Here is a 16,679-nt window from a genome sequence, read left to right on the forward strand (position 1 = left end):
GGTAGGGGTTGCAGCTGATGACCAGCCCGTCATTACGGGACTGGCCTGTGCAGATGGTGGTGCCTTGGTGCCGAAGTATTGAATAAATTCTAGAACCTCGGCGGCGATCCCCATATTCCGCGGCGGTAATGTGAGGAACCGCACGCGCCGCCTCAGGCCCGCCTGACATCCGGCATCAGGTCCAGCCGGTGGCGGCCAGCAACCGCTGCTCGAACATGGGAATCATGCTCTGCACGTACGTCTTGGTCAGGTGGTTGTCATCCTTGTAGACGTAGACGTTGCCAACCACTGCAGGACATATTCCGCCCGCGCAGATGAAGTCGCTCAGGTCCATCAGGTGGAGGCCTTCCACGCCCCGGTATTGCTCCAGGGGCGAAGACTCCGCGAGCGATTCGCCGAGGGGCGGGTTGCAGTCGGTCGCGTCAGCGCCCTTCTTTTGCACGCACTCCGGCATGTTGAAGGCAAACCGCGGGTTGTCCCGGACCCCCACCACGTCCATTCCGGCGTCGGTGAACGGCTTGATGCCTTCCAGGTAGCCGGGAACTTCCGTTTCGAACGGGGCATCCCTGTGCGTCAGGGATGCAACGGTGAACACGGCATCCGGCCTGTGCTCCAGGACGTAGGCGGCGCTTGCCTTGTTGAAGGCATTGCATTCGGCGTCACGCTCGGCCGACTCGGCACCAAAGCGGCAGTTGCCTTTGAGGAGGGTGACCACTTCCCAGCCGTGTTCCTTGGCGATCGGCCCCAGCGCTGCCATGTACTGCTGCGCGTGCGAATCGCCCAGCACCACGATCCGTTTGGTAACAACCTCGGGCTTGCTGTTCTGCAGGCAGCCCGAGAGCAGCGGATCACTCGGCACATTCGCGTCGGTGCACAGTCCGTCGATGTCCGCCCACTCATTCTTCATGGCGGCCGGCGCCGGAATGATCTTCGCTTCCGGCGTCGGTTTTCCCACGTTTTCGGGGGTGAGGGCAGCGGCACCCGGAGTCAGTTCCCTGGGCTGCGCCGCAGCGGCGGCTTCCTCGGCAGTCAGTTTGGTCTGCCAGAGGGACACCGGCCCTGCGAGCAGGGCCCCGCAGGCCACAATCACGACGGCGTTCCGCCAGATCCGCCGTTGCGGCCAGTGCCATTCCCGCAGGGGCTTTTCCACGAACCGTGTGGTGAGCACGGCCATCACCACGGAGGCCGCCACGATGGCGAGGCCCTGGAAAAGGTTGGGCGAGACCACACCGGTGCCGGCGAGGGCGAGGACCAGGAGCGGCCAGTGCCACAGGTACAGCGCATAGGAGTTGTCTCCAAGCGACACGAGGGGCTTCCAACTCAGGAGACGGTCGGCGCCAAAGCGGCTGCCGGACTGGCCGGCCACAATGATTGCCGCGGCGGCCACCGTCGGCCACAGCGCCACGAAACCCGGAAAGGACCGGTCCACTGTCAGCAGCAGGCCACAGGACACCATGGCCGCCACGCCTGCCCATCCCAGGATGACGCGAAGCAGCCGGCCCGGCCTCAGGTACGGAAGAGCCAGCGCCAGCAGGGAGCCCAGCGCGAATTCCCACAGCCTGGTCCGGGTGTCGAAGTAGGCGTAGGCCTGGTTAGTGGCCGTTTGCTCGATGGAATAGGCCAGCGAAGCCGCGAAAATCATTCCGAAAGCGAGGGCCAGCAGCAGCCGGTAGCTGATCGCGGGACGCCGCAGTAACCGGTGCAGCACCGCCGCACCGGCAAACACCAGCGGCCACAGGATAAAGACCTGTCCCTGGATGGACAGCGACCAGAAATGCTGCAACGGGCTGGCCCCCGAGTGGTCCTGGGCGTAGTAGTCCACGGCCGAGTCCGCGAGCAGCCAGTTCTGCCGGTAGAGCAGTGAGGCCCATGCCTGGTCCAGGACGTCCGGCCAGCGGCTCTGGGGAAGGATGGCCCAGGTGCCCGCAAGGACACCCAGGATAACGACGACGGCGGCCGGCAGCAGCCGCTTGAAGAGGTGCAGCCAGTGGCTGACCAGCCTGAGCGGGCTCCCGCTTTCCACCTTGCGTACAAAGGAGAGCGTGAGCAGGAACGCGGAAATCAGAAGGAAGATATCCACTCCGCCGGACACCCTGCCAAGCCACACGTGGTAGGTGACCACCATGAGGACTGCCAGCGCCCTGAGGCCCTGGACCTCGGGCCGGTACCCCTTCCTGTCCGCCTTGTTGGTTCTTTGCCTTGCGGCTTCGCTCAGTACTTCCGCCGTCATTGATCCTTCCAGCCCGTGGCCGCCATCAGCCTCTCCCCGAAAACGGAGGACATGCTGGCGACATAGGTACGGGTGAGGTGGTTGTTATCCAGGTAGACAAAGGTATTTCCGACAACCCCCGGGCAGTAGGTGCCGTCACAGATCAGGTCCGTCATGTCCACAAAGGCCAGGCCGGGGACTTTTCCGTCCAAGGCGGCAAGAGGGCTCTCGGCCGCCAGGAGGTTGGCCTGGGCGGGCCGGCAGTCCGGGCTGTCCTCGCCTTTTGTGACCACGCAGTCCGCCATGTTGAAGTCGAAGCGGGGATTGTCCCGGATGGCTACAACGTCAATTCCCTGGTCCGTCCATGCCCTGGCGCTCTCTTCAAGTCCCGGGGTGAGGACTTCCGCGGGGGACGACGGAGCCGCCGCGGTCCCGACGACCATGATGGCGTCCGGCGGGTTCCGGGTAATCTGCTCCGCCACGGCGTCGTTATAGCTCTTGCAGTCCGGGTTTGTTTCTTCCAGCTCGGGTGTTGCGGGTTGAACCTGGCAGCCGCCCTTGAGCATCGCGTACACCGTCCAGCCTTGTTCCTCGCCGAACTTTCCAATGGCTGCAAGCCACTGCTGCGCATGCGAATCACCCAGGACCAGTACGGATCTGACCGGATCCTCGGATGGTCCGCTCTGGCTGCACGTATCCCTGATGGCGTCGTCTTCGGGCTCCAAACCACCGGTGCAAGGGCCGGACAGGGTAGCCCAATCAGCAGGCAACTGCTCCGCTGCCGGAAGTATCGCCGCGTCACCGTCACTCCGGTCAACAAATCCCGGAAGAAGGGCCTGCGCACCGGGGTTGTTCCGTTCGGCGGCGGCCTGCGCCGCGGTTGTGGCGAGGTGCTGCTGCACCTGGATGCCCGTCAAGGGGACAACCACGGCGAGCAGGCATGCGGCCACTGCAATGAATGAACGACGCCGGTTGGCTTCCGGCCACTGCCACTCCCGCCACGGTTTTTCGATGAACTTGGTGGTCAGGAATGCCAGGCCCATCGCGACAACAATGATGACGGTTCCGGAGATGGGCCCCGCATGGTCCCGGCCCGTGGCTGCCAGTGCGATGACCAGGACGGGCCAGTGCCACAGGTACAAGGCGTACGAGTTGTCACCGAGGCGAACCAGCGGGCCGGTGCTCAGGATCCGGTCGACGCCGAACCGGCTGCCGGTTTGTCCTGCTGCGATGATACTGGCGGCGGCGAGGGTGGGCCAGAGCGCTGCGACGCCCGGGAAAGCAGCCTGGACGTTGAGCAGGATCCCGCAGCTGAGCATGGCCACAATGCCCAGCCAGCCAAGGACAATGCGACCGGCCCTCGGAATCCGCAATCCGGGGAGGACCAGTGCCACCAGCGTGCCGAGCGCGAATTCCCACAGCCTGGCGCCGGTATCGAAATAGGCCTGGGCCTGGTTGGTGATCGTGAAAATGATGGAGTAGACCAACGAAACCAGGAAGACACCGGCGAAGACGTAGCACAGCAGGATCCGGTAATGCAGCCGGTATTTCTTCGCCAGGAACGCAGCGCCGGCAAAGATCAGGGGCCACAGAATGAAAACCTGGCCCTGAATCGACAGGGACCAGAAGTGCTGGAACGGACTGGCCAGGCTGTGGTCCGTCGCGTAGTAATCCACTGCACGGGACTGCAGCAACGCGTTTTCATAGTAAAACAGGGAGGCCCAGGCCTGATCCACGATGTCCAGCCAGCGGGTGCGTGGCAGCAGCAGGTAGCTCGCCGCCAGGGTTGCGGCGATCACTGTTACTGCCGCCGGCAGGAGCCGCCGGAACAGGTGCAGCCAGTGTTTGATGAGGGCCATCGGCCTGTTCTGCTCATAGCGGCCCACGAACTGCAGGGTCATGAGAAACGCGGAGATCAACAGGAAAACGTCCACGCCGCCGGACACGCGTCCAAACCAGACGTGGTAGCTGACCACCATCAGCACGGCCAGTGACCGGAGGCCCTGGATTTCAGGCCTGTACTTGGATTTTCGGGTCGGTGCAACGCCTGCGCCACTGCGGCGCGGCGAGGCCAGGGCTCTCGCTACAGACATAGAAAAACCCCTCAAGCGGATAACCAAAGCATCCATGTTACCGATTCGTAACTTTTATCGCCAATCGCGGGCGCAGGCGGGTAGAACCCCCGGCTTCCATTAAGGCACTGCAAGCTGGGAGTTTCCAGAGGAGGGTCCCGTGCCGGGGCCGGCCGGGAAACTAGGCTGGTACCGACGCCGGCTCGCGAAACCGGCTAAACCGGAGGAGTTGCCACAGTGATCGTTCAGGTGCGCATTTGCATCCCCGCCGAGCTCTCCGACCTGGTGGTGGAAAGCTGCACACAGCAAACCGGCGCGGCGGAAGTGGCCGTGCACAAAGGCGCGTCCGTCCAACCGCCCGGCGATGTTGTGGTGGTCCATGTGGCCCGGGAATCGGTTGAGGAACTGTTGGAGAAGATGCATGCCCTGAAGGTTCAGGATCTGGGCTCCATCGCCATCTCCATGCCCGAACTGATGTTGTCCCGGCGTGCCGACAGGGCTGAAGCCGCAGCGCCCGGCGACGGCGCGGACGCCATGATCTGGGATGAGGTGACGCGCCAGACAGGCGAGGATTCGCGGCTCACCTGGAGTTACCTGGCGTTCCTGGTCCTGGCCACCCAGCTGGCCGCGATCGGGATCGTCACGGACTCCACTATCGCCATCGTCGGGGCCATGGCTGTCGGACCCGAGTTCGGGCCGCTCGCAGCCCTGGCTGTCGCGCTGGCCCAGCGCAAATGGAAACTGGGACGCAGTGCCGCATTGGCACTGGGGGTCGGCTTTCCCGTAGCCATGCTCCTGGCGGCGCTGACGGCCTGGCTGTCAGTACCGCTGGGGCTCTTTCCTGCCAACACCCTCGACACCGGGTCCGCCGTCGAGTTCATCTACCACCCCGGCCCGTACTCGCTGATCGTTGCCGTGCTGGCCGGTACTGCCGGCATGCTCTCCGTCATCAGCCGTCGCTCTGCCGCGCTGATCGGTGTCTTCATTTCCGTGACCACGGTTCCCGCCGCAGGGTACGTGGCCGTTGCCCTCGTTCTGGGCGAATACCAGAAGGCGGCGGGGTCCGCCCTGCAGCTGCTGCTGAACCTCGTGGGCATCGTGGTGGCAGCCCTAGCCGTGCTTATCTTCTACCGGGTCATCACCAAGCGGCTCCCGGAGAACATGGCCCGGCGGCTGCGGCGCCAGGCGTTGCGCGCCCGGGGCTAGCCCGCGGCCGGGAGCCTGCCGGCCAGGTACTTGGCGTCCCGGCATGCGCCCAACAGGGTGGCCGACACCGCTGCGTACATGAATTCCTCTCCCAGGAAGAACAGTCCAGGCATATCTGTGGCGACGCCGCGGTGTTGCCTGGGCCGCCCGTCGTCGCCGAACACCCGGGGTTCGACCCAGTCAAAGGACTCGCGGTATCCGGTGCACCAGATCACGTTGGACACATCGCTGAGGGGACTGCCCGCCACAACGGGCCGCCCATCCTGCACGCCGGTCACCCGCGGGACAAACTCGACGCCGGCAGCAGCCAGGTCCTTGATCTTGGTCCTGATCAGGGGGTCCGCGTGCGCCAGCTTGTGTGCTGCAGCCTTGCGCCCCACCGGTGTGCCGAGGGTGAGCACGTGGAGCCCCAGGAACCGCACCACGGGGAAGACGAAACGGGCCGCGGTCCTGCCGTGCCGCACCGGCAGCTCGCCGCCCGGCTTCCCTGCCACCACTGTGGGATGCGTCCGGCTGACTTCAAGGGCGATTTCCGCGCCCGAGTTTCCCAGTCCCACGACCAGGACGCGGCCTTCCCGAAGCTGGCCCGGATTCCGGTATTCGCTGGAGTGAAGCTGGACAATGGACGGGTCAAGGCCCGGCGCGAAGTCCGGCATCCTGGGCGCCTGCGTGCAGCCGGTCGCTACAACCACGTTGCCGGCTTCCCACCGGCGGCCGTCCGAGACTGCAACGTACCCCTCCTCCTCCCGCCAGAGCTTCTCGACCCTGACACCGGTGCGGACCGGAAGGGCAAAAGCGGTCGCGTAGGCCTCAAGGTAATCTGCCAGCTCATCCTTGCCGGGAAAGGACAAACCGTCTCCGGGAAATGGCATACCGGGGAGGCCGTCAAACTTTGCCGGCGTGAACAGCCTCAGGGTGTCCCAGCGCTGCCGCCAGGCGTCACCGATCCTCGGATTCGCGTCCAGGATCAGGAACCTGCGGCCCTGGCGCTTGAGGTAGTGGCCCATGGCCAAGCCGGACTGCCCACCTCCGATGACCAGCGTGTCGAGCACGTCGACCGCCCCGCCGTTGCCGTCGATGTTGTTCATTGCGGTGCCTCCTGTTCAACCACTGCGGATACCTTCCATGAACTGTCCCCGACAATCCCCGGCCGCCCTGCCTCCGGATCCCGCTGGCCGTTCCTGTACCGCAGCCACCACACGAGCATCAGCGCGGACGCCAGCACGTACACCGCGTGGAGCAACCAGATCGGCCCCGCCGGCAGGTGGAAGACGTACACGGAATGGACAACGTTGGCCACATTGCTCAGGACCAGGTTGCTCAGGCTGTAGGACTCCAGGTCCTTGGTGCGCGCCGCCTTGAGAAGCATGGGCAGCATGCCAAGGGCAAACAGCACGGTGGAGAAGGTGCCGGCCAGGAGGGGAATGTTCATAGTTCGACACTAGGTCGGCGTCCCTGCCGGCCGCGTCGGCAGAATTATGCATCTTGCCCCGGGGCCGGGGTGGGTATTTGTATGCAGCCTGCGGCTTACCCTGTGAGCCCGTGGTCGTAGGCGTACCTGGTGGCAGCAACCCTGGACTGCAGCCCCAGCTTGAGGAAGATGTTGCTGATGTGCCGCGCAACGGTCTTTTCACTTAGGTAGAGCTCACCGGCAATCACGCGGTTGGCTTTGCCGGCCGCCACGAGCCGGAGCACTTCGAGTTCACGCGGCGTGAGTGGTTCGGGCGGCGCGTCATGCGCGTGCGTGTACTGGAGCGAGGCTGCCCAGGCAGCTGCCGGGGCAGCGCCGAGGGCAAGGAATTCCGCGTGTGCCGCCTCGAAGTCCATCCCCGCCGAGTCGTCGTCGCCGGATGCGCGGCAGGCCTGGCCCACCAGGGTGCGGCAGCGCGCGGCTTCGAACGGAACGCCCAGTTCCCGCCAGAGAGTCCAACCCCGCCGCAGGACCGCCTGAGCTTGAACGGGCTTTCCTTCGGCAAGCAGGACGGCGCCGCCGGCCTGGCAGGAGGCAGCCTGCAGCATGGGCATACCGCAGTCCTGCGCGACGGCGGCAAGCTCGTCGGCGGACCGCCGGGCAGCGTCGGTGTCCCCCGCGGCCAGCTCAATTTCCACGAGCGCCGGCAGCAGGTGGCGGCGGGTGCCGAGGTCGGCGGCGTCGGCAGCCCTGCGGATGAGGGCCTGGGCGGAGGGGATATCGCTGCGGGCCAGCTTCAGCAGGGCGAGCCCCGGCTGGGGTTCATAGCCGCTGCGCCCGGCTTGCCGGTAGCATTCCTCTGCCGCAGCGAACTGACCCCTCAGCCGTTCCACCTCACCCTGCTGGTAAAAGCCGCCGTAGACGGCCTGGTAGTCCCCCGCCTCAGACAGCTGCTGTGCCTTCTTCGCAGCGCTGACGGCGTCATCCCAGGCCCCGTGCAGGCGGTACAGTTCGGCACGGTGGGCCTGGCACTGGCCGCTGTAGAGGACCATGTCCGGCCGTCCCCCACACCACCGGTCCAGTGCCGCCGTCCATTCCAGGGCCCGGCGCAGGTCGAACGCAAGATGGCAGCTGCCGATAACGGCACAGTAGATGATTCCCGAGGGGACCGGCGAAAGTTCCCCCGCGGTCACGGCAACCATCACCTCGTCCAGGAGGCCAAGGCCGGCGCCGATGTCGCCGAGCATCAAGCTGGCCTGGCCGGTACCCAGCAAAGAGAGCGAGATCAGGTCGCGGTCCTGGAACCTTTCGCCGACGGCCAGGGCATCCGCGAAGACCCGGCGGGCTCCTTCAGCATTGCCCCCGAACAGCATGCCCAGTGCCGTGGGGAGAAGCACCAGGCCCTCCACTGCGCAGGGTTCGGCCAGCTCGGCCGCGAGCCGTCCGGCACGGGCAAACCAGCCCGTGCCGCGGGCCATCTGGCCAGCGTTCATCAGGTGTATGCCGATCCACCCGGCGCACCGTGCCGCGCCGGGCACATCGCCGACGACGAGGTATTCCTCATGGGCGCGGGTGAGGGTGTCAATTCCCGAGGCAAACTTGCCGGTCAGGATTTCCACGGTGGCCAGGCGCTCGAGGTCGGGCGCAGGAAGCCCGCCGCGCTGGTCGGCGTCCAGCAAGTCCTCGAAGGCCTCGGTCCAGCGATGCCCTTCGAAGGCGGAACGGCCCCGGTCAAGGCCGGCTTCAGACGATGCCATGATGCCTCCCCGCACCTTTTAAGCGCCACGGTACGCCGGGGTGCCGGGGTGCACAAGCGTCCGCAGAAAGGCCGGGAAAGGAGTGTCAAGAGGTTGACGGGCACCAAAAAAGGCCGGCCCGGCGAGGGCGGTTCCTGGGAACCTCCCGCGCCGGGCCGGCCTTTACAGCACTTCCTGGAAGCTAGTGCTGGTGACCTGCGTGCTCGTCCTCTTCGGCCGGCTTTTCGACAACGAGGGTCTCGGTGGTGAGAACCAGCGCTGCGATGGAAGCGGCGTTACGGAGGGCTGCGCGCGTCACCTTGACGGGGTCGATGACGCCTGCAGCGATGAGGTCTTCGTACTCGCCGGTCTTGGCGTTGAAGCCGTGGTGGACGGCGGATTCCGCAACCTTGGCAGCTACGACGTAGCCGTCAAAGCCGGCGTTCTGGGCGATCCACCGTACAGGCTGGACCAGTGCGCGGCGGACGATGCCCACAGCGGCAGCTGCATCGCCTTCAAGGGCGGTGACTGCGGGGTCCTCATCCAGCGCCTTGAGGGCGTGGATCAGGGCGGAACCGCCACCGGCAACGATGCCTTCTTCGAGGGCGGCGCGGGTGGAGGACACAGCGTCCTCGATGCGGTGCTTCTTTTCCTTCAGCTCGACCTCGGTGGCTGCGCCAACCTTGATCACGCCGATGCCGCCGGCCAGCTTGGCCAGGCGCTCCTGGAGCTTTTCCTTGTCCCAGTCGGAATCGGTGCGGGTCAGCTCGGCGCGGAGCTGGGCAACACGTGCCGCGACGTCCTCGGCCGATCCGGCACCGTCAACGATGGTGGTGTTGTCCTTGGTGACCGTGATGCGGCGTGCCGTACCGAGCACCTCGAGGCCAACGGAATCCAGGCTCAGGCCGAGTTCCGGGGAAACAACCTGCGCGCCGGTAAGCGTTGCAATGTCCTGCAGCATGGCCTTGCGGCGGTCGCCGAAGCCGGGAGCCTTGACGGCAACGACGTTCAGGGTGCCGCGGATGCGGTTGACGATCAGCGTGGACAGGGCCTCGCCCTCGACGTCCTCGGCGATGATGAACAGCGGCTTGGAGCTCTGCAGCGCCTTCTCCAGCAGCGGCAGGAAGTCCTGCACCGAGGAGATCTTGCCCTGGTTGATCAGGATGAGCGCGTCTTCGAGGACTGCTTCCTGGCGTTCAGCGTCGGTGACGAAGTACGGGGAGAGGTAACCCTTGTCGAACTGCATGCCCTCGGTAAGGACCAGTTCGGTCTGCGTGGTGGAGGACTCCTCGATGGTGATCACACCATCCTTGCCGACCTTGCCGAAAGCCTCGGCCAGGAGCTCGCCGATCTCATCGCTCTGGGCGGAGATGGCTGCCACGTTCGCAACCTGGGTGCCCTCGACGGGACGCGCGTTCTCGAGCAGGCGGGCTGCGACGGCCTCAACCGAGACCTCGATGCCGCGCTTGATCTGGCCCGGGGCGGCGCCGGCGGCAACGTTGCGCAGGCCTTCCTTGACCAGTGCCTGGGCGAGGACGGTGGCGGTGGTGGTGCCGTCGCCGGCAACGTCGTTGGTCTTGGTGGCGACTTCCTTGGCCAGCTGCGCGCCAAGGTTTTCGAACGGGTCATCCAGTTCGACTTCGCGGGCGATGGTCACGCCGTCGTTCGTAATGGTGGGAGCGCCCCACTTCTTGTCCAGCACGACGTTGCGGCCGCGGGGGCCAAGCGTCACCTTGACAGTGTTGGCGAGCTTATCGATGCCGGCTTCAAGCGACCGGCGGGCAGCGTCGTTAAACGCAAGCTGCTTTGCCATGGTTTTGTCCTTTCGAGACAGAAACCCCGCGCCGCTGACCTGTCGGAAATGAATCAGACTGATCGGCGGCGCGGGGTCAAAGAGTTACTTTACGACGATCGCCAGAACGTCGCGGGCGGACAGCACGAGGTACTCGGTGCCGCCGGTCTTGACTTCGGTTCCGCCGTACTTGGAGTAGATAACAACGTCGCCAACGGCAACGTCGACCGGAACGCGGTTGCCGTCTTCGAAGCGGCCGGGGCCTACTGCAACGACTTCGCCTTCCTGCGGCTTCTCCTGTGCGGAGTCCGGGATGACCAGGCCGGAAGCCGTGGTCTGCTCGGCTTCGAGCGGGCGAACAACAATACGATCCTCAAGAGGCTTAATAGAGACCGACACTCGGACCTCTCCTTTTCGTCAGCAAATTCATGGACTGGAAAACTGTTGCGCCTGAGCGTGCAAACCGTCGTCGCGGTGCCGGCAGCAGCGTGGCTGGCAGTTCTTCATGTGTTAGCACCCTCCTAGGGAGAGTGCTAATGATGACTCTATGTAAATCGTTAGCACTCGGTCAAGGCGAGTGCCAGAATTTCGTCCCGGGTGAACGGTTAGCGTCCTGCCAGGTCCTCAAAGTCGACGTCGTCCCCGCCGTCCGTGTCGTCGTCGTTCGTCACGTTGCGGTTCTTGTAGAGCACCACGGCGGCGGCGAGTGCCGTAACAACCGAGGCGATCAGGAACACGAGGGCGCCCGTGCGGACTGCGGTGTACGACTCGCGGATCTGCCGCGCCTCCTCGGTGTCGTCCTGGATGTTCTGGCCACCCACCGAGTAGACAGTCGCGTTGAAGGAGTCCAGGAAGAAGATGATCACCAGGAGTGCCAGGCAGACGACGGCAATGGCGGCTCCGGTGATCAGCGCGGGGCGGGCGTACCTGGCAAGGCCCGTGTGCTGGTGGTGGTCATTGCTCTGATCATCGACCGGTGGCTGCGGCCCTGCGCTGTCTTCCATGTCTCCAACCCTATCGGCACCGCGGGCGCCGGGCTGCTCGATGCGTCGCCTCGATTAGGCTTGATGACATGGCTGACGCACCGCAGGACCTGATCGCCCCCCTCCTGACCAGCGAAGGCTGGGAGCTGCTGGCGTCGTTGGGTCCGTACCGGGAAGATGAAGCGTTCAAGCTCAATGAGTCCCTGCGCAAAGCCGGCCACTCCCCCGCACTGGTGTCTGCCGCCCTTACCCAGTCCCGGCTGCGGACCAAGGCTGAGGCCAAGTTCGGCGAATTCGCCAGGCAGATGATCTTCACTCCGGCCGGGTTGGAGCAGGCCACGCGCCTCAACGTCGCAGCCCGGCACGCAGAACGCTTCGCCGCTGCGGGCATCGAACACGTGGCTGACCTCGGCTGCGGGCTGGGCGCCGATTCGATGGCCCTGGCCTCCATGGACATCAGGGTGACCGCCGTGGAGATGGACGAAACCACCGCCGCCTGCGCCACCATGAACCTGATTCCGTTCCCGCACGCCAGCGTGCTCCACTCGGATGCCACCTCAGTCCCGCTCGACGGCGTGGGCGGCGTCTGGCTCGATCCGGCCCGCCGCACCACCTCGACGTCAGGCACGCGGCGGATCTGGGACCCGGAGGAATTCTCCCCGCCGCTGTCCTTCGTGGAATCCCTCGCCCACTCCGGACTGGCAGTCGGCGTGAAAATGGGGCCCGGCATCCCGCACGAGTCCGTGCCGGCCGGTTGCGAGGCGCAATGGGTTTCGGTCGGCGGCGACGTCACCGAGGTGACGCTGTGGTTCAACGCGGTCAGCCGGCCAGGCATCCGGCGGGCTGCCCTGCTACTGGGCCCGCAGGGCGCTGCGGAAATCACCAGCACGGAAGAGTTCGACGCCGGACCGGTAGCCCCGGTGGGCCCCGTGGAAGGGTACTTGTACGAGCCGGACGGAGCAGTCATCCGGGCCGGGCTCGTGGCGGATGTCGCGTTGCGGCTGGGCGGCCACCTCGTGGACGAGCACATCGCCTACATCTGCGCACCGGAGCTCGTGGACACCCCGTTCGCCAGGGCCTACAAAGTCCTGGAGGTCATGCCTTTCAACGTCAAGGCGCTCAAGGCATGGGTGAAGCAGAACAACATCGGCGTGCTGGACATCAAGAAACGGGGCACGTCGGTCACTCCGGAGGAGCTGCGCAGGCAGTTGCTCTCCGGCAGCAGGAACGCAGGCAAGGGGTCCAAGGGCAAAAAGACGGCCACCCTGGTCCTCACCAGGATCGGCGAGGACCGGGTGGCCATCTCGGTTGAACCGGTCCAGGACCGGGTTTAGGCCACGTTCCCCGCGGCTACTGCGCCCGCATGAAGTCCTCGGCCGCCCGGACCTGCTCGTCCGTGGGCCGGACGCCCGTGTACAGCACAAACTGCTCCAGTGCTTGGATTGTGGCTACTTCCGCGCCGGTAATAACCGTCTTTCCGGCAGCCCGGGCTGCCTTGACGAGGGGCGTTTCAGCCGGCAGCGCAACGACGTCGAACACCACCTTCGCGGCATCCACCGCCTCCGGCGGGAAGGACAGCGAGTCGGCGTCGGGACCGCCCGCCATGCCGACGGGCGTCACGTTGATGATCATGTCCGCCGTGCCGCCCGCCTCCGCAGCCGGCAGTTCGGCACTCCACTTGAACCCGTAGAGATCGGCGAGCGCCTTCCCGGACGCCTCATTGCGGGCGATGATCGTGACGTCGGAGAATCCTGCGTCGCGGAGGGCAGCCGCGGTGGCCTTGGCCATGCCGCCGGATCCCTTGAGCAGCACCGAATAGCCGGCAGGGACGGCATTGCGCTGCAGCAGCTGCTCGATCGCGGTGTAGTCGGTGTTGTAGGCCGTGAGGCGGCCGCCGTCGTTCACGATCGTGTTGACCGAATCGATGGCCTTGGCCGAGGGGTCCATGGCGTCAACCAGCGCAATGACGTCTTCCTTGTACGGCATGGACACCGCGCAGCCCCGGATACCCAGGCCCCTGACGCCCGCGATGGCTTGGGCGAGGTCCGTCGGCGCGAAGGCCTTGTAGATCCAGTTCAGTCCCAGCTGCTCGTACAGGTGGTTGTGGAAGCGGGTCCCGTTGTTGCTCGGCCGGGCCGAGAGGGAAATGCACAGGGTCATGTCTTTATTCAGAATTGGCACGGGTCCATTAAACGCCTCCGCAGTCCGGACAGCACTGTTACGCCACGCGGCAGCGGCGTCAGCAGCCGCTTCCGGGCGCATGGGGGCCGACGGCGGCGGGCAGTTTTCCGGAAGCCGGCGCCTTGCCGGCCAGGACTGCGGCCAGGGCGTTGAAAGCCTCCTGGCTGCGCCCGTACAGGGCCACTTTGGCCGGGGCCGCTGAGCCGGCCAGCGGCCACGGCGCATCGAGGGCCACGACGACGTCCCCTTTCGCGGGCGGCCCTTCGAAGCCGATCAGCGTCACGAGCGGACCGGCGCCGATCGCAATGCCGGCCGCACGGGCGGCCTTGGCAAAGCGCGCCCGGTCCTGTTCGCTGCCGCCGGCAACCCGGACGCTGCCGGGCACTATCGGTCCGTGGCACGGTCCCGCCAGGACGGTGACTGCCGCCGCCGAAACACGCTGGGAGAGCGCGGATCCGCTTCCCGGCGCGGCTCCCTGCGGTGCAGGGGTCCGTGCGTGCCACAGAATCATGGTCACCACCCGCTGCGCCGCCTCATCGAGGCGTGACGCCGGCACAGCGCCGGACTTTACGGCGTCCACCACCGCCGCGTGCGCCCCCGCCACATCCTCTGGCATGAGGAGCAGGTCCGCCCCCGCGGCCAGCGCCTTCGGTGCCGCGGAGCCCCCGGGGAACTTCTTCTGCACCGCTCCCATGTTGAGGGCATCGGTCACGGCCACACCCTTGAATCCCATCCCGCGGAGGGCGTCGTAACTTGGTTTGGACAGCGACGCCGGGACGCCGGGCTCCAGGGCTGGCACGGAAATGTGGCCCGTCATAACCATGGGCAGCCCCGCATCGATGGCGGCCTGAAAAGGCTTCCAGTCCTTCGCCCGGAGTTCCGCCACCGTCGCTTTCTGAACCGGCAGGTTCTCATGCGAATCGACGGACACGGAGCCATGCCCCGGGAAGTGCTTGACGGACGGAAGGAGCCCGGCGGCCAGCATTCCCTGCGCAAAGCCGACGCCCAGGCGTGAGGCCTCGTCCGGGTTGCCGGACATGGCCCTGGCACCGATGGTGGGGTCCTGCGGGCCGGCCGTTACATCCGTGGCCGGCGCGAAGTCAGCGGTGAATCCGAGGCCTGCCAGCTCCGAGGCGAGCGCCTTGCCGCCGTCGGTTGCAAGCCCTACGCTGCCGGCGGCGCCGTAGCTCATAGGGGCCGGCCATTCCGTCAGGGGCGCGCGCAGCCTCGCCACCACGCCGCCTTCCTGGTCCACGCCGATGACTGCGGGCCAGGTGCGTCCGTCCGCCCGGGCAGCCTTCTGCAGGAGGCCTATGCCCGCTGCCATCGCGGCGGTGTCTACTGTTCCGTCGGAGGACAGCGGCACATTGTCACCCATAACGATTGATCCGCCCAGGTGCAGCCGCTCGATAACGGCCGCCTGCGCAGCGAAGTCGGTTCCCGTGAAAAACGGCATCAGCACCTGGCCGGCCTTCTGCTCAGTGCTCATTTTCGCGACAGCGGCGCGGGCCGCGTCTTCGTCCCGCTGCCGCGGTCCCCAGCCAAGCTCACGTTCGCCGGGTGCGGGAGCGGGAGGTGCAGCCACCGCGGGGCTGCTTGTACCGCCAGGCCCGGGACGGGCGGCGCTGCCCGACGGCGACGGTGTTGCCGAAGCAGTTTCAGCCGGCGTTCCGGAGGCGGACGGGGATGGCACGCCCGTGCAGGCGGCGGAAGCAAGCATTGCCGCCGTCACCGCGAGGGTTGCCGCTGCTTTGGGAAATGCTTTGCGCGACGTTTTGTGGTGCGTTTTATTGTGGGCACTGTCACTGCGTCCTTGAAACCAAGCCATCAACTCGATGCTACCCCTGCACTAGACTTGAACCACCCGTTGCCCGCCCCGCAGGCGGCTTCGGCAACGGACGCGGAAACAGTGAAGGGACCACATGAAGATTGATTTCGCTTCATCCAGGCAATCAACTCTTGGTGTGGAATGGGAGCTTGCGCTCGTCAATGCCGAGACCGGTGAGCTGGCCTCGGTGGCCAGCGAGGTGCTCCGCGGCGTGGCTGCCCGGCACCCGGAGCTGAACGAGGATGACGAACATCCCCACATCAAGCAGGAACTGCTGCTGAACACGGTGGAACTCGTCACCGGCATCTGCGAAACCGTGGCCCAGGCCAAGGCCGACCTCAGCAGTTCACTCGCTGCCGTGCGCGAAGTCACCGATCCCATGGGCGTTGAAGTCTTCTGCGCCGGGAGCCACCCTTTCAGCCCTCCCCAGTTGCAGCCGGTCACGGACAAGGCCCGCTACGCCAAGCTCATTGACCGCACCCAGTGGTGGGGCCGCCAGATGGTGATCTACGGAGTCCACGTCCATGTGGGCCTGGACAGCCGCGACAAGGTCCTGCCGGTACTGGACGGCCTGGTGAATTACTTTCCGCACTTCCAGGCGCTGTCAGCGTCGAGTCCTTTCTGGGGTGGCGAGGACACCGGCTACGCGTCACACCGCGCCCTGATGTTCCAGCAACTGCCCACGGCCGGCCTGCCGTTCCAGTTCTCCACGTGGGCAGAGTACGAGTCCTATGTGCAGGACATGTTCACCACCGGCGTGATCGACACCATCTCGGAGATCCGCTGGGACATCCGCCCGGTGCCCAACCTCGGCACCATTGAGATGCGCATTTGCGACGGCCTGGCCACCCTGGAGGAAGTCGGCGCAATCGCGGCCCTGACCCAGTGCCTGGTGGATGAATTCTCCACCACGTTGGATAACGGCGGCACCATTCCCACCATGCCGCCCTGGCATGTGCAGGAGAACAAATGGCGCGCTGCCCGCTACGGCCTCGATGCCATCATCATTCTCGACGCGCAGGGCAACGAGCAGCTGGTCACTGAGCACCTGCTCGAAACCCTGAACCGGCTCGAACCCGTGGCCGCGAAGCTCGGCTGCCCGGACGAGCTTGCCGACGTCGAAAAGATCATCAGCCGCGGCGCCGGCTACCAGCGGCAGCGCCGGGTCGCGGCCGAGCACGGCGGAGATCTCCGGGCCGTTGTGCTGGACCTCGTGAAGCAGATGCGGAACGGCCCCACCGCCTGAGCCACTCCGAGCTGC

The 16,679-nt window shown here is 65.9% G+C and carries 13 protein-coding genes; 3 read left to right on the forward strand and 10 right to left on the reverse strand.

Features of this window, described 5'->3' with window-relative positions; all coding sequences use genetic code 11:
- Positions 1–175: 175 nt before the first annotated feature.
- Together RW112_RS03175 and RW112_RS03180 are read right to left on the reverse strand one after the other, a co-directional pair.
- The gene (locus RW112_RS03175) at positions 176–2,230 is read right to left on the reverse strand and encodes an acyltransferase family protein (protein ID WP_317780383.1); all 2,055 of its coding nucleotides are present in this window, start codon (positions 2,228–2,230) and stop codon (positions 176–178) included.
- Positions 2,227–4,302, reverse strand: coding sequence for an acyltransferase family protein (locus RW112_RS03180; RefSeq protein WP_317780384.1), 2,076 nt, complete (start codon positions 4,300–4,302; stop codon positions 2,227–2,229). The genes RW112_RS03175 and RW112_RS03180 overlap by 4 nt, the downstream gene beginning before the upstream one ends.
- Positions 4,303–4,518: 216 nt before the next feature.
- Here RW112_RS03180 and RW112_RS03185 point away from each other — a divergent pair, with 216 nt between their 5' ends.
- Positions 4,519–5,487 carry a DUF389 domain-containing protein gene (locus tag RW112_RS03185; protein WP_317780385.1) on the forward strand — a complete coding sequence of 323 codons (969 nt, stop codon included), beginning with the start codon at positions 4,519–4,521 and terminating at the stop codon, positions 5,485–5,487.
- Here RW112_RS03185 and RW112_RS03190 read toward each other — a convergent pair.
- The 6 genes from RW112_RS03190 to RW112_RS03215 all read right to left on the reverse strand — a co-directional run bounded on the left by RW112_RS03190 (position 5,484) and on the right by RW112_RS03215 (position 11,430).
- The gene (locus RW112_RS03190; RefSeq protein ID WP_317780386.1) at positions 5,484–6,575 is read right to left on the reverse strand and encodes a flavin-containing monooxygenase; all 1,092 of its coding nucleotides are present in this window, start codon (positions 6,573–6,575) and stop codon (positions 5,484–5,486) included. The genes RW112_RS03185 and RW112_RS03190 overlap by 4 nt on opposite strands.
- A complete protein-coding gene (locus tag RW112_RS03195; protein WP_317780387.1) occupies positions 6,572–6,919 on the reverse strand; it encodes a hypothetical protein in 348 nt (115 codons plus the stop codon). The genes RW112_RS03190 and RW112_RS03195 overlap by 4 nt, the downstream gene beginning before the upstream one ends.
- Positions 6,920–7,014: 95 nt before the next feature.
- Positions 7,015–8,655, reverse strand: a complete 1,641-nt coding sequence (locus RW112_RS03200) for a response regulator transcription factor (RefSeq protein WP_317780388.1) — start codon at positions 8,653–8,655, stop codon at positions 7,015–7,017.
- A 181-nt stretch (positions 8,656–8,836) separates the two neighbouring features.
- Positions 8,837–10,447, reverse strand: coding sequence for a chaperonin GroEL (gene groL, locus RW112_RS03205; protein ID WP_317780389.1), 1,611 nt, complete (start codon positions 10,445–10,447; stop codon positions 8,837–8,839).
- Between the two features lie 84 nt (positions 10,448–10,531).
- Positions 10,532–10,825 (reverse strand): co-chaperone GroES, encoded by a 294-nt coding sequence (gene groES / locus RW112_RS03210; RefSeq protein ID WP_003805290.1) that lies wholly within the window; start codon positions 10,823–10,825, stop codon positions 10,532–10,534.
- A 206-nt stretch (positions 10,826–11,031) separates the two neighbouring features.
- On the reverse strand, positions 11,032–11,430 hold the full coding sequence (locus RW112_RS03215; RefSeq protein ID WP_317780391.1) for a hypothetical protein: 399 nt from the start codon (positions 11,428–11,430) through the stop codon (positions 11,032–11,034).
- A 68-nt stretch (positions 11,431–11,498) separates the two neighbouring features.
- Here RW112_RS03215 and RW112_RS03220 point away from each other — a divergent pair, with 68 nt between their 5' ends.
- Positions 11,499–12,743 (forward strand): class I SAM-dependent methyltransferase, encoded by a 1,245-nt coding sequence (locus tag RW112_RS03220; protein ID WP_317780392.1) that lies wholly within the window; start codon positions 11,499–11,501, stop codon positions 12,741–12,743.
- 16 nt (positions 12,744–12,759) lie between these two features.
- On the opposite strand, the gene RW112_RS03225 is transcribed toward RW112_RS03220, so the two are convergent.
- A complete protein-coding gene (locus RW112_RS03225) occupies positions 12,760–13,590 on the reverse strand; it encodes a shikimate 5-dehydrogenase (RefSeq protein WP_317780393.1) in 831 nt (276 codons plus the stop codon).
- A gap of 58 nt (positions 13,591–13,648) precedes the next feature.
- The gene (locus RW112_RS03230) at positions 13,649–15,079 is read right to left on the reverse strand and encodes a glycoside hydrolase family 3 protein (RefSeq protein ID WP_411709861.1); all 1,431 of its coding nucleotides are present in this window, start codon (positions 15,077–15,079) and stop codon (positions 13,649–13,651) included.
- A gap of 433 nt (positions 15,080–15,512) precedes the next feature.
- Here RW112_RS03230 and RW112_RS03235 point away from each other — a divergent pair, with 433 nt between their 5' ends.
- Positions 15,513–16,664 carry a glutamate--cysteine ligase gene (locus tag RW112_RS03235; RefSeq protein ID WP_317780395.1) on the forward strand — a complete coding sequence of 384 codons (1,152 nt, stop codon included), beginning with the start codon at positions 15,513–15,515 and terminating at the stop codon, positions 16,662–16,664.
- The last annotated feature ends 15 nt before the right edge of the window (positions 16,665–16,679 follow it).

Origin of the sequence: Arthrobacter sp. B10-11 (genome assembly GCF_033142195.1) — a bacterium.
GTDB lineage: Bacteria > Actinomycetota > Actinomycetes > Actinomycetales > Micrococcaceae > Arthrobacter > Arthrobacter oryzae_C.